Genomic DNA, 21,836 nt, shown 5'->3' with positions numbered 1-21,836 from the left:
TGTCCTGATAATGTCTCTGTTCGTAAAATCGGGGGTATTTTCCGGCCGATCAGACCGCGATCAGACCCAGCCGCCATCAACGATAAAGTTCTGTGCCGTGACCATGCGGCTTTCATCCGAGGTCAGGAAAAGCGCCATGCGCGCGATGTCGCTCGGCATCACCCTGTTTTTAAGGCACTGGCGTTCGTCAATTTCGCGCTCGGCAGCTTCATCAACCCAAAGGTCAAGCTGGCGCTGCGTCATGACCCAGCCGGGCACAAGCGTATTGACCCGGATGCCATCCTTGCCAAGGTCACGCGCCATGCCGCGTGTAAGCCCATGGGTTGCGGCCTTTGCCGTGGTATAGCCCGGCATGCCGCCCTGCCCCATCATCCAGCTCACCGACCCGAAATTGACAATCGCCCCGCCCCCGGCCTTCTGCATCATCGGGGCGACCGCCTGAATGGCAAAAAACGACGGGCGGATATTGATCGCCTGGCGTTCATCCCAATATTCCGGCGTCACGTCCTGCCATTTATGGCGGGTATCATTGGCGGCATTGTTCAGCAGTGCCGTGATCGGGCCGTTGGCCTTGGCAGCCGTTGCCACCGCATCCTGAAGCGCCTTGATATCGGTAATGTCGCATGTGATGAAAAGCGGCTTGTGCTTGGCGTCCTTGCCCAGTTTTTCAACAAGCGCGTGGCCTGCTTCCTCGGCAATGTCGACAAAGGCGACTTTCGCCCCCTGCTCGACAAAGGCGGTGACAAGCGCCTCGCCAATGCCCGTGGCACCGCCGGTAATGAAAACCGATTTATCGGCAAGGCTGGTATAGTTCGTTGGCATGCGATCGGACATGATCGTCGGCTCTCCCGTTATCTGGTCTTTATGTGCCGATCCCCCTCCGGGTACCGGTCCGTCCGGCACGCCATGATCGGGATCAGGGTTCAAACTGGCAGGATGCACCCCGCCCAAAGTACTGTACGGGATACTTGATGGGCATCGCATGGGATGATTACCGCATGGATGCATGCGAAAAATCCACAATCGCGCCTCTTTCGGGCCGGATTATGATCTCCGTTTACGATACCCGTTGCCGCGCGATGGGCCGCTTCCTCCTGACAGTCTTGTTCTTTTATTCTTCATACAATAACATTAATTATCAGGATGTCGCTTGCTGTCAAGCGACAAACCGGCAAAATCAGGCCTGATACAACACTCAACTGATTGCTTCTTGTTTGGTGATAAGTGGTCTATAAAAATGACACCTCCGATAGGGTGCAATCGCACGCAGTTTAACACCACCGAAATAAATATATGCGTTGCAGCGCAAGGCATTGTGGGTCGCACGAAAGTTGCCCTGAAAATAAATTCATATTATATGAATAATGTCAGAGTGCGGTCACCGATCCAGCCACCGCCTTCCGCAGATATCCAAAGACCGCACCGGAGGAAATTGAATGCCATCGTCCATGTCACGAACCTATGCCAAACGCAGCCTGCACAGCATCGTCGCCCATGATCTGGGAGCACGGATCGTTTCGGGCAAGCTGGCACCGGGCGATGTCCTCCCGACCGAGGCGGCCTTGAGTGAATCGCTTGATGTCTCGCGAACCGCGCTCCGCGAGGCGATCAAGATCCTCTCGGCCAAGGGGCTGATCGAAAGCCGTCCGAAAACCGGCACGCGCGTCAAACCGCGCAAAAGCTGGAACCTGCTCGACCCCGATGTTCTGTCATGGCATTTCCCCGATCCCGATCCGGCGTTTCTGTATGGCCTGTTTGAAACCCGCATGATTATCGAGCCCAACACCGCCGCCATGGCCGCCGAACGCGCGACCGAGGAACAATTGGCCACGATCGAGGCCGCCTATACCGGCATGGAAAATGCCGAACTCGGGACCGAGGCCGTCTATATCACCGACCTGATTTTCCATCAGGCGATTTTGGATGCGTCGGGCAATGATTTCATGAAATCGTTCGGCATGCTGATTGAAACCGCCCTGATCGGCTCGTTCCGCCTGTCTTCGGGCGGGCCAAAGGCGCATGTCAAATCCCTGCCAGACCATTTCGCGGTCTACCGCGCCATCGCGCACCGCGAACCCGGCGACGCCCGCGAAGCCATGCGCAACCTGCTCAGCCGTACCATGCTGCAACTCCGTCAGCAGCTCGGCATGAAAAGCGAACATGACTGGGACGTGATTGGTCTTTGATCGCGGGATTTGATCGGCCTTTGATACTGCTTTCTGGATCCGGCGATGTCATCGCGCCCACACAGCGGCAAGACAGCGGCAAAAGACAAAAACGGGGCTGTCATCCGGGCGGCCCCTTTTGCATTCCTCATACAAATAAAAAAGCCGGTTTTTGCCTCATGACGGCCAAAACCCGTATTCCTCACACAAATAAAAGCCGGTTTTTCGTAGCCAAAACGACCCGGCACGATCCTCGCCACGCCCCTTTCCTATCCATTATTCACAAAAAATGAAAAATCGGATCGATTATGAAAAATAACTTCACAAAAAACCGGCCCCAAACCCGTATTCTGATCGCCGGAATAAACGGCCCGGAAAACAATTCGGGCCGAAGCAGCCCTGCCGCCCCGGCCCGAATTCCCCCACCCGAAAAGGCTAAATCCGGCTCACCCCGCTCCGGCCCGCATCCCCGAAAATGACCGTGTAATCAGGCGTTGCAGCACGATAAAGCCAAACAGAAGCGCCCCGATCATGATCTTGGTCCACCAGCTGTTAAGCGACCCGTCAAACGCGATCAGGGTCTGGATCACCCCCATGATGATCCCGCCAAAGAACGTCCCAACCACAAAGCCCATGCCCCCGGTCAGAAGCGTCCCGCCAATCACCACCGCCGCAATCGCGTCAAGCTCGACCCCGACGGCTGCCAACGGATAGGCCGACGCGGTATAAAACGCGAAAACAACACCGGCCAAGGCACTGAAAAAGCCCGACAAAGTGTAAACCCGGATGATCGTGCCCTGTACCGGAATGCCCAGCAATTCAGCCGATTGACGATCCCCGCCAATCGCATAAACGTTACGGCCAAACCGCGTATAATGCGCAATCACCACCCCGCCAATCACCGTCATCAGCATCAGCAAAGCCGCCGCACTGATCCAGCCACGACCGGGCAGCGGGATTTTAAATCCGCTGAAATCGGCGACAAACGGATGATCAATCGGCACGGAATCAAGGTTGATCAAAAAGCACATCCCGCGCAGGAAAAACATCCCCGCCAGGGTGATGATAAAGGGCTGAATATCGAACTTGGCGATAATCACCCCCATGAAGGCCCCGAAAAGCGTGCCAACCGCCATCGAAATCACCACCGCCACCAAGGGATGCATGCCAAACCCGGTCACAAGTTCGGCCATCAGGACCCCGACAAAGGCAATCATCGAGCCCACCGAAAGATCAATCCCGCCCGACAGGATAACGAATGTCATGCCGACCGCGGTAATGATCAGAAACGCATTATCGGTCAGAAGCGCGCCCAGAACATAAGTATCTGAAAACGCCCGATGTTCGGCAATCCCGTAACCGTAAAGCAGGGCCAGCACCGCCAGCGTGGCAAGCAACGGGTAATAACGTTCATTAATTTTCATCGGAATTCCCCCGCACCTTCCGGCTGCCGATCTTTTCCCACGCCTTGCCCGCCAGTTCGCGTGATTTCGGCGCCTGCACCAGCAGAACCACCATCACCACCGCCGCCTTGACGATCAGGGTATATTGCGACGGCAAACCCGACAGCAAAATGCCCGTGGTCAGCGACTGAATGATCAGAACCCCGATCACCGTCATGCCGATAAAGAACCGCCCGCCCATCAGCGACGCGCCCCCGATCACCACCGCCAGAATGGCATCCAGTTCAAGCCACAGACCGGCATTATTGGCATCCGCCCCGCGAATATCGGCGGCAATAATGATCCCGGCAAAGGCCGCACAAAGCCCCGAAATCGCATAAGCCAGAAGCTTGATCCCGCGCGCATCAATGCCCGCAAGCCGACTGGCGCGCGCATTGCCGCCAACGGACTCAACAAACAGGCCAAGGGCGGTTTTGCGCATCACGGCGTAAAGCGCGCCAATCACCACCGCGGCAATGATCACCCGCCACGGAATGCCCAGCAGATACCCGCTGCCGATCCCTTCGAAAAACGCCCCGTGGAAGGTCACGATCTGCCCGTCGGTGATCATCTGCGCGATCCCGCGCCCGGCCACCATCAGGATCAGGGTCGCGATGATCGGCTGGATATCCAGATAGGCCACCAGCATCCCGTTCCACAGTCCACACAGCACCCCGGCGCCAAGGGCTGCCAGGATGATGACCGCCGGATGCAGATCGGTATCACGGATCAGGACCGCCATGACGGCGGCTGAAATCGCAATCACCGAACCCACCGAAAGATCAATGCCCCGCGTGCCGATGACCACCGCCATGCCCACCGCGACAAGGGCCGTCGATGCCCCGCGATGCACCACATCAACAAGCGATCCGTAAAGATGCCCGTCAACAATGCGAATATCAAAGAAGTCCGGCGATATGATCCCGATACCCAGAATGATCAGCACAAGGGCCGCCACCGGGCCAAACCACTGCCGGCTCAGCAAAGAAGATGCAGACATGGTGCTGCTTTCCCGTAATTTCTTTTTGTCCTGCAAGCTGGTCATCGTGCAATCGCCTCGATGATCCTGTCCTGCGTGATTTCGGCACCCGTCAGTTCGGAAACCTTTTGGCGGTCGCGCATCACCGCCACCCGGTCGGCAAAGGCAACGATTTCCTCAAGCTCGGATGATGCCACCAGCAGGGCCAGCCCCTCGTCACAAAGCTCCTTGATCAGCTTGATGATATCGGCATGCGCGCCCACATCAATGCCGCGTGTCGGCTCGTCGAGAATAAGGAAAATCGGCTTGGACACCAGCCACCGCGCCAGAATGACCTTCTGCTGATTGCCACCGCTCAGTTGCCCGACGGGTTTCTCACTATCGGGTGTGGCAATACCCAGCGCCCTGATCATCTCATCGGCGGTTTTCTGCTGCTCGGCGCGTGCAATCGGGCGCAGCCAGCCCCGCCGCCCCTGAAGCGCCAGCATGATGTTTTCACGCACACTCAGTTCGGCAACAATGCCATCCTGTTTGCGGTCCTCGGGGCAAAGCCCGAAACCCGACCGGATGGCATGGCGCGGGGAGCGCAGCATCACCGGCTCCCCGTCAAGGAACACAAGGCCACTATCGGCCTTTTTCGCCCCGAAAATAAGCTCCGAAAGCTCCGTCCGGCCCGATCCCAGAAGCCCGGCCAGACCGACAATCTCGCCGCCCGAAAGGTCAAGCGTCACCGGTTCGAGCACCCGCTTTTTACCCAGATTCTTGATCTGGATCTGACGGCCCTTGCCGGTGAAATTGCTTTCATCCTGATGGCGGTGCGAACTGACCTCGGCCAGTTCCCGGCCCAGCATGTGATTGATCAGGTCAATCTGCGCCAGTTCTTTGGTCACAAAAGTGCCGACAAGCCGCCCGTTGCGCAAAACCGTGATGCGGTCCGTGATCGCGTAAACCTGATCCAGGAAATGGGTGACAAACACAATGCCAAGCCCGTTCGCACGCAATTCGCCCATGATGCGAAACAGGGTGCGGATTTCCTCGGCATCAAGGCTTGCGGTTGGTTCGTCAAGGATCAGAACCCGCGCATCAAGTGCCACCGCACGTGCAATCGCGACCAATTGCTGGATCGCCACCGAATAGGAACCCAGCGGCCGGTTGACATCAATATCAAGACCCAGCGTTTCAAGCGCTGCCTTGGCGTCGCTTTCGGTTTTCTTCCACGAAATAAACCCGAATTTCAGGGTTTGCCGTTCCAGCATAAGGTTTTCGGCAACCGACAGCGTGGGAACCAGGTTCACTTCCTGATAGACCGTCGAAATGCCAAGCGCCTGTGCATCGCCCGGATGATTTGGATGGATTTCCTGCCCGTCAAGCAGGACGGTTCCGGCATCGCGCGGATGAACCCCGGTAATCACCTTGATCAGGGTCGATTTACCGGCACCGTTTTCACCCAGAAGCGCGTGAATTTCACCGGATCGCAAATCGAAATCGACATCCTGCAAGGCTTTGACGCCGGGAAAAAACTTTCCCGCCCCGCGTACTGACAGCACGGATTGCGTCTTTTCAGACATGGATAGCCCCTCTCCCTTTATGTTCGCTGGCCGGATGTGGCCGAACGCACCCTTGCCATCGACAAGGATGCGTTCAGACATCACGCCAGTTACGTCACCCCAACCGCACGGTAAGGCGTACGGTTGCGGATAACGGCCTTACTTGCTGCGCATTTTGTATTCTTCGGCAGCGGTATCAGGCAGATAAAGCGGACCATTGGCCTTGATCCATTTCGGTACTTCCTTGCCTTCTTTGGCAGCGGCAATCGCATCAAAGGAAGGTGCGCCAAGATGCGGGTTCAGCTCGATGGTGGCGTTGGTATCGCCGTCTGCCATCGCCTTGAAGATATCGGGAACCGCATCAATCGAAACGATCAGGATGTCTTCGGCCGGATCAAGACCGGCTTCCTTGATCGCCTGCACCGCACCAAGTGCCATGTCATCATTATGGGCATAAACCGCACAGATGTTCTTGCCGCCATCTTCGGCTTTCAGGAAGCTTTCCATGACTTCCTTGCCGCCCGAACGGGTGAAATCGCCCGACTGGGACCGGATGATATTGATCCCCGGGAAATTGCCGACAACGGACTCAAAACCTTCCTTGCGGTCATTGGCAGCCGACGAGCCAACAGTGCCCTGAAGCTCGACCACATCACAAACGCCGTTGGTTTCCGCCGCCAGCCATGCGGCGGCAAGTGCGCCTTCCACCACGAAGTCGGATGCAACCTTGGTCAGATACAGGCTTTCATCGGCCGCAACCCCACGGTCGACCAGAACAACAGGAATACCGGCATCCTTGGCTTCCTGAAGCACCTGATCCCAGCCGGTTTCAACAACCGGTGCCAGCAGAATGCCATCAACGCCCTGGGCGATGAAGGAACGGACTGCCTTGATCTGGTTTTCCTGCTTCTGCTGCGCATCCGAGAATTTCAGATCAATGCCGCGCTTTTCCGCTTCGGCCTTGATCGATGCCGTCTCGGACGTACGCCAGCCACTTTCCGACCCGATCTGCGAGAAGCCGATCATCATTTCGGCCTGTGCCGCAAAGGACAGACCAAGTGCAACACCAAGGGCTGCCGTCGACACCGCAAGCTGCTTGAGACTTTTCATTATTTCCTCCCTAAAGGCTGTTTTATTGCTAAAAGCCATATAGTAATACAATATGATTTGAAGGAACTCAACGGCCTAAATGCGCCTCCCCACTTTCGCGTAGAAAGCGCGATTGACAGCGGCCCAAAAACCCGCAAAGTCAAAATAAAACAGGGACTTCCAGATGAAACGAGGCGACATGTCCAAAAACCCGACCGCAATCCCGATGAACCCGGTTCCGGCCGGAACCCTGCAAATCAGGACCGCAAAAATGCGAATCCTGCTCTCCCCCTATGGGGCGCGCATCCGGGCGCTTTGGCTGAGAAATGACGACGGCACGGAAACCAATATCGCGATTGGCCTGCCCGATGATGATGCCTACGCCACCCATGACAGCTATATCGGTGCGGTGTGCGGGCGCTATGCCAACCGCATTGCCAATTCGGCCTATATCGCCCCGAATGGTGACCGGGTGACACTGGCCGCCAACGAAGGCCCGACGCACCTGCATGGTGGCGTTACCGGCTTTGACCGGCACGACTGGTCCGTCACGCAAAACACCGATCACGAAATCGCCTTTCACCTCGAAAGCCCGGATGGCGATCAAGGCTATCCGGGGAATTTCGCGGCGACCGCAACCTATTCGATTGTCGCTGAAAATCGCCTGCGCCTTGAAATCACGGCAACCTGCGATCAGACCTGCCCGGTCAACATGACCAGCCATGCCTATTGGAACCTGACGGGCCGATTTGATAAATGCGCGGCCCTGCATATCCTTGAAATCGATGCCGATGCCTATCTTCCGATTGACGAGCGCCTGATCCCTCTTCCCGGTCGCTGCGACCTTGCCGGAACCGGCTATGATTTCCGAAACCCCGCCGTGATCGCACAGAACCTCCTGAATGCCGATCAGGGCTTTGATCACAATTTCTGCCTCAATGGCACACGCGGCACCCTGCGCCCCATCGCCACCCTGTCCGATCCCGACAGCGGCCGGACGATGAAACTGTTCTCAACCGAGGCCGGATTGCAATTCTACCTCTCCCAGCATTTCACCAATGCTATGAAAACGCCGGACGGCAAAAGCCTTCACAAATCAGGCGGCATCGCGCTCGAACCCCAAACCTTCCCCGACAGCCCCAACCGCCCGGACTTCCCAAGCCCGTGGTTGAAACCCGGCGAGACTTACCGGCATGTGATCGAGTGGGAGTTTTCCTCATCTTAAGCGAATAGAGATGTCGTTTTTATCGACATGAAGGAGCATTAACCTTGACCCAACAACAACCAAAGGGTTCATTAGAAGGGGTTGATTAATCTAGCTTGGGGGCCGGAATGATGCGCATCTTTATATTCGTTTTGCTTATAATTACGCCATTCCAGTATGCATTCGCCAGCGCATCCGTTGCTGACAGGCTCCGCTTTAAAATCGACGAGGGCTATGCTGAAATCAAAGCAGGCTCGATATGGTGGAAACCGATATTAATTAAGACCGATGCAAAAATAGAGGTCTTCGTTGACGTTCTTAACGCTCAATACGACGATCTGAGCGTATTTATCTGCGATGATCAGCAACTACAAATTTTCAAGGCAGGACAACCTGCCAGATGTTACGGCGCCAACCGGCTGAGAAACTCTTTTTCGATCATGGGCGCAGTCACAAACACACGTCCGCACTATCTTGTTTTCAGCAACACGTTCAGCATGCTCATCACAAAGAAAGCGGCCTATGAAATTTATGCTGATATCTCAACCCCGTGGCAGACAGTCCATGAGTTTGAAGAAGGTATGTCCAAGGGCATACTGGAGATAGCGGAAACATATGGCATAGACGAATTTGACATAACCTTGAAATCTTGCGGCCACGAGAACGCATATTCCTCCAAAGCAACAGGAAATATAACGCTTTGCTCGGAACTGTTCTTTGAATTTATGCGCACCAATCGTCAAGGCGCAGTAGAAGCCGTGCTACTTCACGAAATCGGACATACATTACTTAACAAGCTTGGCCTGCCTAACTGGGACAATGAGGAAACAGTGGACGAATTTGCCCTCTATTTCCTTTATCTTGCAGGACGGCAGGAATCTGCGATTTCGTGGATTGACTGGTATGAGCAAAAAAACACACGCTCTGAATTGATTAACGCAGCTCAGAACGATGTCCGTCATCCTCTATCCATTCAACGGGCACGAAACATTCGACGGCTCTTAAACAATCCCGATGAGATGATCGCGCGTTGGAACAGGTTGCTGTATCCCTACATGACCGACGAAGCACTACAGGGAATTTTGCGCGATGCCCCGGCTAGGTCCAGCCCCGAACTCGCCAAAGAAATCCTGATACGCAGGTAATAACCTCGGCCCAATTCAATCGTTGCCAACACAAATCACAAAGCCGCAACCACCCCATCCGCCCGCGGATCAGTCGCCCCTTCCATCACGCCATTGGCGCGCATCAAAATGCCGCCAGCATGGCCCATCATGTCTTCGAAATCACCGATAACCTCAACCGCATGACCGGCTTTTTCAAGCTGCGTGATCAGGGCCGGGTCAAACCGGTTTTCGAGTTTCAGGGTTGTGGTTTCCGCGCCCCATGTCCGGCCAAGCAACCAGCGCGGCGCGGTAATCGCCTCCTGCAAATCCTGCCCGAACAGGACATTGCGGGTAAACACCGCCGCCTGGGTTTGCGGCTGCCCCTCGCCCCCCATTGTGCCGTATGTCAGCACATCGCCATTGTTCAGCCGCGCCATCGCCGGGTTGAGTGTATGGAACGGCAACCGGCCGGGGCCAAGCTGGTTGGGGCCGTCATGCAGCGTAAAGCTTGCCCCGCGGTTCTGCCACAGCACCCCGGTTTCGGGCACCACAACGCCCGATCCGAATTCCCAGAAAATGCTCTGGATATAACTGACGACCGTGCCGTTTTTATCTGTCGCCCCCATCCAGATCGTATCGCCTGGCTTGGCGATATGCGGCCAGGGCAGTGCGGTTTTCATATCGATCTTTGCCGCCTCGGCATCCAGCATCGCATCACTTAAAAGCGACATCGGATCAATATCCATCCGCCCCGGATCACCGATATGGGCATCACGTTTGATAAAGGCGCGCTTGGTCGCCTCGATCACGCCGTGGATATGATCAAATCCCTCGCCCACTTTCACCCCCAGCCGTTCAAACAAGCCAAGGATCATCAGCGACGCGGCCCCTTGCGTCGGTGGTACCATATTGAAAACGGTGCCGCTTGATAGCTTCACCGAGAGCGGCGTCATGGTTTTGGCGTGATAGCCCTCGAAATCCGGGAGCCGAAGCGGACTTCCCGCCGCCTCAAGCCCCTTGGCATTGGCGCGCGCGATATCACCGCGGTAAAAATCATCAAGCCCTACGGCACCAAGCCGATCCAGCGTTGCGCCAAGGGCGGGTTGTTTCAACACATCGCCAATTTCGGGCACGCCATTTGCGGCATAGGTCGCAACATATCCCGGTGAATTTTCAAGTTCCGACAGTTTATCACGCGTCAATTCATGCTGCGACTTCGTGATCGGCACCCCGGCCCGCGCATGATGCACGGCATCCGCCACAAGGCGTGCCATCGGCAAAGTGCCGCCGATTTTCTGCGCGATCTTCGCGGCATCCATCCAGCCACCAATCGCCCCGCCCACGGTCAATGCCGCCAGCGGCCCGCGCGCCGGGATTTTGTCATGACCAAGGTCACGGTAAAATTCCGGGCTCGCCAAACCGGCCGCCCCGCCACAAGCCCGGATCGCCAACGGGTCCTTGCCCGGTTCCGCAATCAGCCAAAACCCGTCACCGCCAATAGCATTCATATGCGGATAGACAACCGCAATGGTGGCGGCGGCCGCAATCATCGCCTCGACCGCGTTGCCACCGTCGCGAAGCACATCGCGCCCGGCCTGGGCGGCCAGATGATGCGGGGCGGTGACCATCCCGCCAAGGCTTGTTCTGGTTCTAAGCATTTCGGGGCCTCCTGATGGCGCAAAAATCTTTGGCATGCCGTATGTCCGGCATGTCCTGTTGTTCTTTGAAATCTATCGTGAAAATGATCCGGGTATCAGGCGATTTTCACATCGTGGACAAATCGCCTGATATTTCGGATCAGGACCTACCTGTTGCCTACCAGCCAATAAGATCCGGCAGCCAGCTTGTCAGTTCCGGGAAGATGAACAGCAGCACAAGGGCCAGTGCCTGAATACCGATAAACGGAATGACCCCGCGATAGATATCCATGGTCGACACCGATTTTGGCGCAACGCCCTTAAGGAAGAACAGTGCCCAGCCAAAGGGCGGCGTCAGGAAGCTGGTCTGCAGGTTCATCGCCACAAGGATCGCAAGCCACGCCATGTCGATGCCGCTATTCATGAATACCGGCAAAAACATCGGCAGCGCGATATAGGAAATCTCGATCCATTCAAGGAAGAACCCAAGGACAAAGATCACCGCCATCATGAACAGAAGGTTGCCCATATCGCCACCGGGCACCCATTCAAACATGGCATGCACCAGCCCCTCGCCGCCAAGCCCCCGAAACGCAAGGCCAAAGGGCTGCGCGCAGATCAGGATGAAAAACACCATCGCACTGGTGATCAGGGTATCGCGCAACACATCGCGCATCACCCCGAAATTAAGCCGCCCGGTAAACAGCGCCAGAAGCAGCGCGCCAAGCGCGCCCATTGATGCCGCCTCCGTCGGGGCGGCAATCCCGCCAACAATCGACCCCAGAACCGCAAAAACAAGCGCCAGCGGCGGTAGCACGACCTTCGCAATCTTGAGCATAAGATCGCGCGTGGCGAGCGCATCGCGTTCATCCTGCGGGATCGCGGGCACCATGTCGGGTTTGAAAATGCCGAGTATCACCAGATAAAGGGCGAGCATCCCGGCAAGGATCAGCCCCGGCACCATCGCGGCGGCAAACAGCGTCCCAACAGATTCACCAAGAATATCGGCAAGCAGGATCAGGACCAAACTTGGCGGGATGATCTGCCCAAGCGTGCCCGATGCGCAAATCACACCGCACGCCACCCCCTTGTTATAACCGCGATTGATCAATGGCTGTAACGACAGCAACCCGACTGTCACGACCGTCGCCCCGACCACGCCCGAAGACGCCCCCATCAGAACCCCGACAATCACAATCGCAAGCCCCATGCCGCCACGAAGGCGGCCCATGGCATGGCCGATCACATCAATCAGTTCTTCGGCCAGTTTCGACTTTTCAAGCATCACCCCCATGAAGATGAAAAGCGGCAGGGCCAGAAGCGTATAGTTGGTCACAACCCCGTAAATGCGCGCGGGCAAAAGGTTAAAAAGCCCGGTGCCAAATCCCAGAATGCCAAAGGCAAAACCCGAAATCGCAAGCGATATCGCCACCGGCACCCCAAGAACAAGGAAGCCGAAAAAGCCGCCGACCATGCCAATGGCCAGCCATTCATTACCAGTCATGTTCGATTATTCCCCAGGCACTTCAGTGGCGGTTTTATGGGTGGCGTAACCGGCATCATCGGGCTCACCGGCGGCTTGCCCCGCCCCGGCCACCTGCCGGAAATTGATCAGGGCCTGCGCAATCGCCTGCACGAACAGCAACCCGAACCCGACCGGGATAAACGCCTTAAGCAGGAAACGATAAGGCAATCCCCCCGGATCAGGCGAACCTTCGCCCATCATGATCGACTGGTTCACATAGGGAATGGCAAACCAGATGATCGCAGCACCAAGAATGACCATCAGCACCGCCGAAAACAGATCAATTATCGCGCGGGCCCGGTCACTTAGCCGGTCATAAAGAAAATCGACCCGTACATGGCCGCCATGCCGCATGCCATATGCCATCCCCAGAAGGGCAATCGGCGATACCAGATGCCATTCAAGTTCCTGCATGGCGACACTGCCGGTATTGAACACATAGCGCAGCAAAACATTGCCGCCGACCACCAGAACAAGCGCAAGACCGCTTAACGCGGCCGCCCATCCGGCAAAATCAACGATATATCCCAACACACGGTCGGGAAATGGTTCGGGAATCGGTTCTGACAACGGTTCTGTACGGGTCGAATTCATGTCAGCTCATCCCGTCTTTGGATGAAATGATACCGTGATAGGGCTTTTCACTCACCGCCGCCCATTCACGGTGCGTATCGCGGAACGCCATAAACGCATCATGGACCTTTTTGGTCAGCGGGTCCTTGGCGGCTTCGGCTTCCAGCGTGTCGTTGGTGATGCCTTTAAGCTTGTTGACCACATCATCGGGAAGGGTTTGGGCAATGACGCCCTCGTTCTCGACCAGATCACGAAGGGCCGCGGCATTGTTGGCCTCGCACCAGGAATGACTGTCAAGATTGCATGCCTGGGCGGCGTTTTTGACAATCGCCTGAAGATCGGCCGGAAGGCTTTCCCATGCTTTCTGGTTGATCAGAAGCTCGGTCACGTTGGACGGTTCGTGCCAGCCGGTGGTGTAGTAATATTTCGCTGCCTTCTGAAGACCCAGACGACGGTCCTGATACGGGCCGACAAACTCGGCGGCATCAATCACGCCACGTTCAAGGGCCGGGAAAATCTCGCCGCCCGGAAGCAGCTTCACCTCAACCCCGATCTGCTGATAGACCTTGCCGGCAAGACCCGGAATACGCATTTTCAGGCCATTGAAATCATCAAGGCTTTCAATCGGTTCGCGGAACCAGCCGGTCATCTGAACGCCGGTATTGCCCATCGGGAACGCAATCAGGCCATAGGGCTGATACAGTTCATGCCAAAGCTCAAGCCCGCCCGCATGATACAGCCACGCATTCATTCCCTGGAAATTCAAACCAAACGGAACGGTGGTGAAATACTGTGCGGCAAAAATCTTGCCCGCCCAGAAATAGGCATTGGCCGCATTCATCTCGACCGTACCGGCCTGAACGGCGTCAAAGCCTTCAAGGGCGGGGATCAGTTCACCAGCGGCAAAATGCTGGATGTTCAGACGCCCGCTCGACATTTCCGTCACACGTTTGCAGAAATCCTCGGGGCTGCCCGGGCCGGTCACGTAAAACGGCGAACCCGGACCATAGGCGTTGGTCATCTTCCAGTTAAAGCTCTCCTGGGCACGCGCGATATGCGGCGTCGCAAAAACAGCCGCCCCGGCCGCCGCCCCGACTACCGCCGTGCCGAGTGCCGATTTCGTCAGAAAGTCGCGTCTTTTAAGGTTGGTCATCGGTGTCTCCCTGATAGAGAAAGCGCAATACGCGGATAATATCATCGAACGGATCTTGGCCCGCATTATGTATACACCGTGCAACCGACGTGCCATCTGTTATATTTCAATAAGTTAACTTATTTCAGACCTCAACAGACTTTCTTTTACTGTTTATTTTTTAATCATATTTAATTGCTGCACTACATATATGCATATTAATTAAACATATTGCAGGGTGACGCCGGGGACGGAATCCCGCACGCGACAGTTGCGCTTGGATTTTGCGGGAAATATCATGTATACATCGGATGTATAGGGTGCCAAAAAAGCACGAAAAGAGCACCGAGCATCAATCAACAACAAGATCAAAGGGTCGAAACGGCACATGATCCATCTGCAGCAGGCCCCGCAACCTTCACCCGAACCGGTCGGCATTGCGCAAAAACTCTGCCAGTCTCTCGAAGACGATATTGTCACCGGCGTGCTTGTTCCCGGTGCCCGGCTTGAAGAAACCCAGCTTGCAAAACGCTTTGGCGTGTCTCGCACCCCGGTCCGCGAAGCCCTGCAATTGCTGACCGCGACCGAACTTGCCGAAAAAATCCCCAATCGCGGGGTTTATGTCTCGCTGGCAACGCCGGAACGATTGACCGCGATGTTTGAAAGCATGGCCGAACTCGAAGCAACCTGCGGGCGGTTGGCTGCCAAACGCATGACAAGTGGCGAACGCCACGCGCTCGAAGAACTGCATCACGAACTGGCCCATGCCATGCGCTCGGGTGACAGCCCGGCTTATGAAAGCCAGAACCGTGAATTTCACAATGCGATCTATGCCGGAACCCATAATGACGTGCTGGTCGAAGTCACCCAGGCCGTGCGTCGGCGGGTCGCCCCCTTCCGCCGGGTACAATTCAACAGCCTGCCCCGCCTCGCCTCCTCGCACGAGGAACATCAGGGCATCGTCGATGCCATCCTGCGTGGCGATCACAAGGCCGCCGAAGAACTGCTTTACGCCCACATCATGTCAGTCCATGACGTCAGTCAGGAATATCTGGCAACGCTCCGCGCCGAAAGCGACCATCGCGCGATTCTGATCGCCAAATAAAAAACCTCACCGGTCACGCATCCGCCGCGCCAGAACATGATCAAGCGACACAACGCCCGCCCCCTTGATCACCAGCATCAGCAACACAAAAACCCATAACATCCGCTGATCGATCAACTGATCGGGCTGCCCGTCAAAAAGCGCGCCCGCCGCCGCACCATGGGCTGTGACATCCACCACGGTCTGAACCGCCACAAACCCGATCATGCCAAGCGCCCCCAAACGGGTAAACAGACCAAGCACGATCAGAACCGGCAAAACGAATTCCGCCAAAGTCCCGGCAATCACAATGATATGCCACGGGAAAAACGGAATGGCCGCCGTGTCATATAAATACTGATCGGCAATCGACGGCACGATCTGCGCAAACGCCCCGGCACTGGGGAAGCTATCCCCCGCCACCTTGGTCATTGCGCTATTGAAGTAATAAGGCAGCAAAATCGCGGCAAACCACAAACGTGCCGAAAGCCCGATGAACCAGCCATCGGTCCGCGCTTCAAGTGCACCAAACAGGCACCTATGCAGCCCGGTCATTCTTTTGATCGCTGTTTGCATTTTATGTCTCCCTCAAACCGGCAAACGCCCCGGCGGCAATCAGTTGGGCAAAGGTGGATGTCACATCAAATTGCGGATCGCGGGCGATTGCGGCGGCGAAGGCATCGGCAACCGGTGCCTGATCCAAAAGCCTGCCTGCAAAAATAGCCCCGGCATCGTCCAGCAGGATTTGCTGCACCGTCACGTCAGGCCGGGTGATCAGGATATTTTCCCCGCATTGCACAATAGGCCGCCTTTCCGCCCCTTCCTGCTGGCATTGCCAGATCGCATGGATGGGAAAATCGGACCGCACAAGAAAGCAGGCCGAATGACGCACAAAGGCAACCGACGCCAGATCATTCATAATGCCTTGCAGCATTTCCGCCGTGGTCACCGCATCATCGGCCGCATGCAGGGCTTCCAGCCTTGCGCGTTCCAACCGGGCAATATCGGAAAGATACGGCACTGACGCCGCCGCATCGAAACCATCAATGAAATCGGCAAAACCGGCCCCGTAAAGCGCAAGCGATCCAGGGCGTGCTTTCTCGGCCCGGAAAAAGCTCTGCGCCATCGCCCGAAAGAAATCTTCGCCCACCAGCATCGCCACCACCGGATAGGCCGCGATCAACGCATCACCAAGCCCGCGATGGACATTATTGCGATAAATCGCAAACCGTTCCGCCATCGCCGGATCAAGGCCTGCTGGCCGCGCCGACGGACTTGCGGCCATCAGCGCGCGGGAAAATTCCACCTGAAAAGCCTCAACGTCGCTCATGACGCCACCCGCAAGGGGTCAGCCCCCGAAAACTTTGCAAGGTGCCCGTCTGCAATCGCCGCCTCGGCCCGAAGCGTCACCCAATCGGGCACATCATTATCCCATTCAATCAGGGTCGGTCGCGCGCCAATCCGCGCAATCAGGCGATCAAACAGCGCCCAGACCGGATCGGCCACCGGTCGGGAATGGGTATCAATCAAAACCTTCTCATCAGCATTGGCATCCGCCTCATGCCCGGCCAGATGGATTTCCCCGATCAGATCACCGGGGATCGCATCGACATAATCGCTGGCGTCAAAGTCCAGATTGCAGGCTGAAATGTAAATGTTGTTTACATCGATCAGCAATCCGCAACCCGAACGCCGTGCGGCCTCGGTGATAAAATCAATTTCCGGGATCGAATTTTGCGGCAATGCCATATACGACGTCGGATTTTCAATCAGGATTTTACGGCCCGTTGCCGCCTGCACCTCATCAATCGCCTCAAGCAACTGATCAAGCGACTTTTGCGTCATCGGTGTTGGCAAAAGGTCGGCCATATAAAGCCCGTCATGACTTGACCATGCAATATGTTCCGACAGCATCACAGGCTCAAACCGGTCCACCAGCCGCTTGAGATCGGCCAGATGATGGGGATCAAGCCTTTCCCCGCCGCCAAGCGATAATCCAACCCCGTGCATCGAAACCGGATACTCCGCACGCAATGCCTCAAGCACCGCCAGACGCGGCCCGCCCGCGACCATGTAATTTTCCGGATGGATTTCAAACCAGCCGACCTGCTTGGGCTGGCCGATCACGTCATCGGCGTGTTCGCCCTTGAAACCGACACCGGCCCGATTTGGCAATCTGTTGCTGTTTTGGCTGTTGATCATGGCAAGCCCCCCCGAAAAAAAGGATGCCGACCCGCTTTGGCGGATCGGCATGATCACATCAGGATTTCGGCAGATCGCGGTCAAGCGCCTCAAGGCTGCCCATAACCTCGCGCCCATCGGCGGTCGTAAAGCTCATATCCGCACATGTCCCGGCCGGGACCAGCTTCCAGGCATTGCCCTGATAATCAACTTTCGATGTCCCGGCACATGTGGTGCCCGGCCCGGCGGCACAGTCATTCTGCCCGGCAAGCGATACGCCAAAGCATTTCTCCTTGGCACCCTCTGCCTGCGCAGAATGAACAGAAGCAAGCGAAACAGCCGCCGTCAGCGCTGCGCCCAATACCAATGCATTTTTCATGATGTCATCCCTCTTGCGTGAAACCCGATCGCCGGTGTTGGCGATGTCTTTCTGGTAGCAGCCGGGCGGATCATCGTCATTGCAACTTCGGCACACGAAATATCAAGTCAGTGTGAGAGTTTCCCGGCATTTCATCACGGATGCGTGAAATCATCACCTCACGTGCGTCGAACAAACACCGGACTCGCACCGCAAAATCCCCGACGCGGCTAAGCGGACTCCGATATCGGGAATCCGAAATCAGACCTCGTCAGCCGCCCCCAAAACCTGAAAACTCAATTTCATTTCCATCATTATTATCACTTTCAGGTGATCACCATCCTCCCTCCCCAGCCACAATTAATGGCAACAAAAACCTCACACGACCACCATGAACCCGTCAAATGACGCCGGAGCACATCCAAGAAATAATCTTTTTAAAACAATTTATTACCTCCAATTTTACGGTTTTCTTCCTCCTGCCGGACGCCTGCATCAGACAGGACAAAAACCTCCCCCGCGCCACAGATCATCAAACACGGAATTTTAATTCAAATTTGATAATTTTGATAAAATTGATAATTTATGTTGCCTCTTTTTACACGACACCCTATGGAGATTCCTGTTTGCCATAACCCGGTGTCATGGAGGCTCACATGAACCAGATCAGCGAAGACATACAGATCCACACAGACGTGCTTAGAAACCAGAATGAACTGCGCAACAATCTGCGCTCGCATTACGACTTCATCGTCTGCGGCGCGGGATCAAGCGGCTGCGTCATTGCCGCACGGCTTGCCGAACGCGAAAACATCCGCGTCCTGCTGCTCGAAGCCGGTGGCGACGATACCGCCCCCTCCGTCATGGAACCTGCTCAATGGCCCGTAAACCTTGGCAGTGAACGTGACTGGAGCTTCATGGGGCAACCCGCCCCATCGCTCAACGGGCGCAGATTACCGCTCAGCATGGGCAAGGGACTGGGCGGCGGATCAAGCATCAACGTGATGGTCTGGTCGCGCGGCCACAAAGAGGACTGGGACTATTTCGCCGCCAAATCCGGTGATCCGGAATGGGGCTATAAATCGGTTCTGGAATATTATCGCCGCATCGAAGACTGGCAGGGCACACCGGATCCGGCGCGCCGCGGCAAAGGCGGCCCGGCCTATGTCGCACACCCCTCTTCCCCGCAACCCATCGCACAGACCATGGTCGATGCCGCTGGTCTTTTGGGCATACCGGTATTCGATAGCCCGAACGGGCGGATGATGGAATGCACCGGTGGGGCGGCGATTGCCGATCTGCGTATCAAGGATGGCAAACGCCAGTCCGTTTTCAGGTCTTATACCTACAAGGCCATGCACCAGCCAAACCTGACGGTCCTGACCGGCGCGCTTGTTTCCAGCCTGATATTTGACGGCAACAAGGCCGTCGGTGTCGAGGTCATGCTCGACGGTAAAATCCGACAGTTCCGCGCCACCTGCGAAACGATCCTGTCTCTTGGTGCGGTCAACACCCCCAAAGTGCTGATGCAATCGGGCATCGGTCCCGAGGACGAGCTGAACAGACATGGCATCAAGGTACGTCAACACCTGCCCGGCGTCGGTCAAAACCATCAGGATCACATTGCCTTTGGCTGTACATGGGAATATCGCAAGCCCGAGGACGTCGGCGGCGGCGGATGCGAGGCAACCGTGTACTGGAAAAGCAACTCCCGCCTCCAGCAGCCCGACATCCTTCAATGCCAGCTTGAATTCCCCGTTCCCTCACCTGCCGAAGCAGAACTGGAAACACCCGAACATGGCTGGACAATGTTTGCCGGACTGGCCCAACCCAAAAGCCGCGGACGGCTGCGCCTATCCGGTCCGACCATGTACGATAATATGCTTATCGAACCAAATGCGCTCAGCGCCCCCGAAGACGTGACAGCAGCCCTTGCCGCAGTCGAACTATGCCGCGAAATCGGCAACCACTCGGCATTCACCCCGCTGGTTCGCGGCGAAACCGCGCCACGATCGCGCAATCATGCTGGCCTTGTCGAATTTGTCCGCAACTCGGCCGTCACATACTGGCATCAATCCTGTACCGCAAAAATGGGCCTCGACAGAATGTCCGTGGTTGACGCCCGGCTCAGAGTCTATGGCATCGAAAACCTCCGCATCGCCGATGCCTCGATCATGCCGCGCATCACGACCGGCAACACGATGGCGCCCTGCGTTGTCATTGGCGAACGTGCTGCGGACATGATCCTTGCCGCGCACGATACGCAACTTGCCGCCGGAATAAAGCAACAGCGCCCTGATCCCTCATAGCCCCCCGCTGTTGCTTTTCGTGAGGCCGGAAAGGTTTTCTTTTCCGGCCTCACACCCTTCATGACCTGCCCTTTGATGACCCACACTCGCGCCAACGGCAACGCCACCGGGAAAGATCGCGCAGGTAGCAACCTTCGGCCATAAGGAAGCTTCCTCGCCAGAAGGGCGCAAAAGTAGTCCCGCGACGATCAAACCGCGCCGTCAAACTTTCCATTTCTTGCACTTTTGGCAAATTTTGCTATTTCATTGCTTATAAGAAATGGGTGATTGATGTGAAAGATATCCTGACGACAGCCAAGGCGGCGGAAATTCTGGGCGTATCCATACGGACCGCCCAGCTCTGGGTCGAAAGCGGCCAGCTCCCTTCATGGAAAACCCCCGGCGGGCATCGTCGCATACCGCGCCAGGCGGTCATGGATCTGGTCGAACACAACACGCCCGAACAATACCTGCCGCTAAGCGCCCGGGCCATCATCCTTGCGGGCGAAGGCCGGGCTCCCGACTGGCGCACACATGGCCTGAAGGGATCGGGTCTTTTACTGGACGTCACCGAAGACGCGCTGGAAGCCCGGAAATGGCTCTCCTTTACCTGCCCGATGCTTGTTCTGATTGAAAATGCCGCGTCAGGTAACAACAGAAAACTGCTGGCCGAGCTGCAAGCTGATCAGCGCTTCCGGCAGACAATCATCATCTCATCGGCTGAAAACACGGAAAACGCAGTCAATCCCATCGGCCATGACCGGCTGCAATTGCCCCTCTATCCCGATGTCGCGGCCACCAGTGCCGCAATCCTCAAACATCTGACTGCGTCAGCCAAAAAAAGAGCCGCCCCCACGGACTATCCACTCCCTTGGAACGAGCGCGTCCGGCTCGAAGCCGTAAGACAGTCCGGCCTTGTCGGCTCCGGCCCGGAGGCAAGCTTTGACAACCTTGTCAATCTGGCCGCATTCGCCACCCGATCGCCGGTTGCCATGTTCACGCTGGTAACCCAGACGGAACAGTGGTTCAAATCCCGCACGGGTTTCGAAGGGGACTCTACCCCGCGCGACTGGGCGTTTTGCAACAAAACCCTTTACGAGAACGACCTGACAGTTATTGAAGACCTGACGAAAGACCCTCATTTTTCGACCAATCCGGCCTTGTCCGAACCCTTCGGATTTCGCTTTTATGCCGGGGCCCCCGTGCGCGACCCGCTCGGCTTTGCCCTTGGGTCGGTCTGCGTCATAGATAAAATTCCCAGATCATTGAGCCAGCCGGAACGCGATGCGCTCTCGACAACCGCCGATGCGGCATCAAACCTGATCCGGCTTCGCGCTCTTGAACGTGAAATCGAACGGCACCGGGAAATATAACCGTCTTTCGCGCAACCAGACCGGCATGAAACGACAAAACCCCTGACCAGTAAAGGTCAGGGGTTTATTAAATCGTTGATTAGGGAATATTTGCTGTGTTTTGAAGGCCCGGCGGTGACCTACTCTCCCGTGCCTTAAGACAAAGTACCATCG

The 21,836-nt window shown here is 56.3% G+C and carries 19 protein-coding genes; 6 read left to right on the top strand and 13 right to left on the bottom strand.

Translation table 11 applies throughout. The annotated features are described in order from the left end of the window. Positions 1 to 60: 60 nt before the first annotated feature. The gene (locus BC440_RS08195; protein WP_071239797.1) at positions 61 to 834 is read right to left on the bottom strand and encodes an SDR family oxidoreductase; all 774 of its coding nucleotides are present in this window, start codon (positions 832 to 834) and stop codon (positions 61 to 63) included. A 602-nt stretch (positions 835 to 1,436) separates the two neighbouring features. On the opposite strand from BC440_RS08195, the gene BC440_RS08185 reads away from it, so the two are divergent. Beyond that, a complete protein-coding gene (locus tag BC440_RS08185; protein WP_083379315.1) occupies positions 1,437 to 2,186 on the top strand; it encodes a FadR/GntR family transcriptional regulator in 750 nt (249 codons plus the stop codon). Positions 2,187 to 2,611: 425 nt separating this feature from the next. Here BC440_RS08185 and yjfF read toward each other — a convergent pair whose 3' ends face one another. From yjfF to BC440_RS08165, 4 genes are all read right to left on the bottom strand, one after another. After that, positions 2,612 to 3,589 (bottom strand): galactofuranose ABC transporter, permease protein YjfF, encoded by a 978-nt coding sequence (yjfF, locus tag BC440_RS08180; RefSeq protein ID WP_083379314.1) that lies wholly within the window; start codon positions 3,587 to 3,589, stop codon positions 2,612 to 2,614. Continuing rightward, positions 3,579 to 4,607 (bottom strand): ABC transporter permease, encoded by a 1,029-nt coding sequence (locus BC440_RS08175; protein WP_051682342.1) that lies wholly within the window; start codon positions 4,605 to 4,607, stop codon positions 3,579 to 3,581. The genes yjfF and BC440_RS08175 overlap by 11 nt, the downstream gene beginning before the upstream one ends. A 41-nt stretch (positions 4,608 to 4,648) precedes the next feature. Next, complete coding sequence (locus tag BC440_RS08170) at positions 4,649 to 6,154, bottom strand: sugar ABC transporter ATP-binding protein (RefSeq protein ID WP_071239795.1); 1,506 nt, start codon at positions 6,152 to 6,154, stop codon at positions 4,649 to 4,651. 138 nt (positions 6,155 to 6,292) lie between these two features. Then, positions 6,293 to 7,243, bottom strand: coding sequence for an ABC transporter substrate-binding protein (locus tag BC440_RS08165; RefSeq protein WP_037991565.1), 951 nt, complete (start codon positions 7,241 to 7,243; stop codon positions 6,293 to 6,295). A 163-nt stretch (positions 7,244 to 7,406) separates the two neighbouring features. On the opposite strand from BC440_RS08165, the gene BC440_RS08160 reads away from it, so the two are divergent. Both BC440_RS08160 and BC440_RS08155 read left to right on the top strand, forming a co-directional pair. Further along, on the top strand, positions 7,407 to 8,447 hold the full coding sequence (locus BC440_RS08160; protein ID WP_071239794.1) for an aldose epimerase family protein: 1,041 nt from the start codon (positions 7,407 to 7,409) through the stop codon (positions 8,445 to 8,447). A gap of 107 nt (positions 8,448 to 8,554) precedes the next feature. After that, entirely contained in the window at positions 8,555 to 9,571 is a 1,017-nt protein-coding gene (locus BC440_RS08155) for a DUF4344 domain-containing metallopeptidase (protein WP_139192090.1), read from the top strand. 35 nt (positions 9,572 to 9,606) lie between these two features. Here BC440_RS08155 and BC440_RS08150 read toward each other — a convergent pair whose 3' ends face one another. From BC440_RS08150 to dctP, 4 genes are all read right to left on the bottom strand, one after another. Next, positions 9,607 to 11,190, bottom strand: a complete 1,584-nt coding sequence (locus BC440_RS08150) for a gamma-glutamyltransferase (RefSeq protein ID WP_071239792.1) — start codon at positions 11,188 to 11,190, stop codon at positions 9,607 to 9,609. A 157-nt stretch (positions 11,191 to 11,347) separates the two neighbouring features. Next, positions 11,348 to 12,673: a TRAP transporter large permease subunit gene (locus tag BC440_RS08145; RefSeq protein ID WP_071239791.1), complete on the bottom strand. Its 1,326-nt coding sequence runs from the start codon at positions 12,671 to 12,673 to the stop codon at positions 11,348 to 11,350. Positions 12,674 to 12,679: 6 nt separating this feature from the next. Next, positions 12,680 to 13,288, bottom strand: a complete 609-nt coding sequence (locus BC440_RS08140; RefSeq protein ID WP_071239790.1) for a TRAP transporter small permease subunit — start codon at positions 13,286 to 13,288, stop codon at positions 12,680 to 12,682. Position 13,289: 1 nt separating this feature from the next. Next, positions 13,290 to 14,420, bottom strand: coding sequence for a TRAP transporter substrate-binding protein DctP (gene dctP, locus BC440_RS08135; protein WP_074624814.1), 1,131 nt, complete (start codon positions 14,418 to 14,420; stop codon positions 13,290 to 13,292). A 367-nt stretch (positions 14,421 to 14,787) separates the two neighbouring features. Between dctP and BC440_RS08130 the strand changes: the two genes are divergently transcribed. Then, positions 14,788 to 15,504 carry a GntR family transcriptional regulator gene (locus tag BC440_RS08130; protein ID WP_071239789.1) on the top strand — a complete coding sequence of 239 codons (717 nt, stop codon included), beginning with the start codon at positions 14,788 to 14,790 and terminating at the stop codon, positions 15,502 to 15,504. A gap of 6 nt (positions 15,505 to 15,510) precedes the next feature. Here the strand turns inward: BC440_RS08130 and BC440_RS08125 are convergent, their stop codons facing one another. From BC440_RS08125 to BC440_RS08110, 4 genes are read right to left on the bottom strand one after another with little or no spacing between them, the layout of a single operon-like run. Beyond that, a complete protein-coding gene (locus tag BC440_RS08125) occupies positions 15,511 to 16,059 on the bottom strand; it encodes a DoxX family protein (protein ID WP_083379313.1) in 549 nt (182 codons plus the stop codon). A 1-nt stretch (position 16,060) separates the two neighbouring features. Beyond that, a complete protein-coding gene (locus BC440_RS08120; protein ID WP_083379312.1) occupies positions 16,061 to 16,813 on the bottom strand; it encodes a DNA-binding domain-containing protein in 753 nt (250 codons plus the stop codon). Next, positions 16,810 to 17,685, bottom strand: coding sequence for a DUF692 domain-containing protein (locus tag BC440_RS08115; protein WP_071239802.1), 876 nt, complete (start codon positions 17,683 to 17,685; stop codon positions 16,810 to 16,812). The genes BC440_RS08120 and BC440_RS08115 overlap by 4 nt, the downstream gene beginning before the upstream one ends. Positions 17,686 to 17,743: 58 nt before the next feature. Further along, complete coding sequence (locus tag BC440_RS08110) at positions 17,744 to 18,043, bottom strand: DUF2282 domain-containing protein (RefSeq protein WP_007092465.1); 300 nt, start codon at positions 18,041 to 18,043, stop codon at positions 17,744 to 17,746. A gap of 635 nt (positions 18,044 to 18,678) precedes the next feature. Between BC440_RS08110 and BC440_RS08105 the strand changes: the two genes are divergently transcribed. Together BC440_RS08105 and BC440_RS08100 are read left to right on the top strand one after the other, a co-directional pair. Then, a complete protein-coding gene (locus tag BC440_RS08105) occupies positions 18,679 to 20,331 on the top strand; it encodes a GMC family oxidoreductase N-terminal domain-containing protein (protein WP_139192089.1) in 1,653 nt (550 codons plus the stop codon). A gap of 272 nt (positions 20,332 to 20,603) precedes the next feature. Then, positions 20,604 to 21,683, top strand: coding sequence for a helix-turn-helix domain-containing protein (locus BC440_RS08100; protein ID WP_139192088.1), 1,080 nt, complete (start codon positions 20,604 to 20,606; stop codon positions 21,681 to 21,683). Positions 21,684 to 21,836: the final 153 nt, after the last annotated feature.

This window comes from Thalassospira sp. MIT1004, from assembly GCF_001858545.1.
GTDB classification, from domain to species: domain Bacteria; phylum Pseudomonadota; class Alphaproteobacteria; order Rhodospirillales; family Thalassospiraceae; genus Thalassospira; species Thalassospira xiamenensis.
The sequence above is the reverse complement of the archived record's forward strand: the minus strand, read 5'-3'. Positions and strand labels throughout refer to the sequence as shown.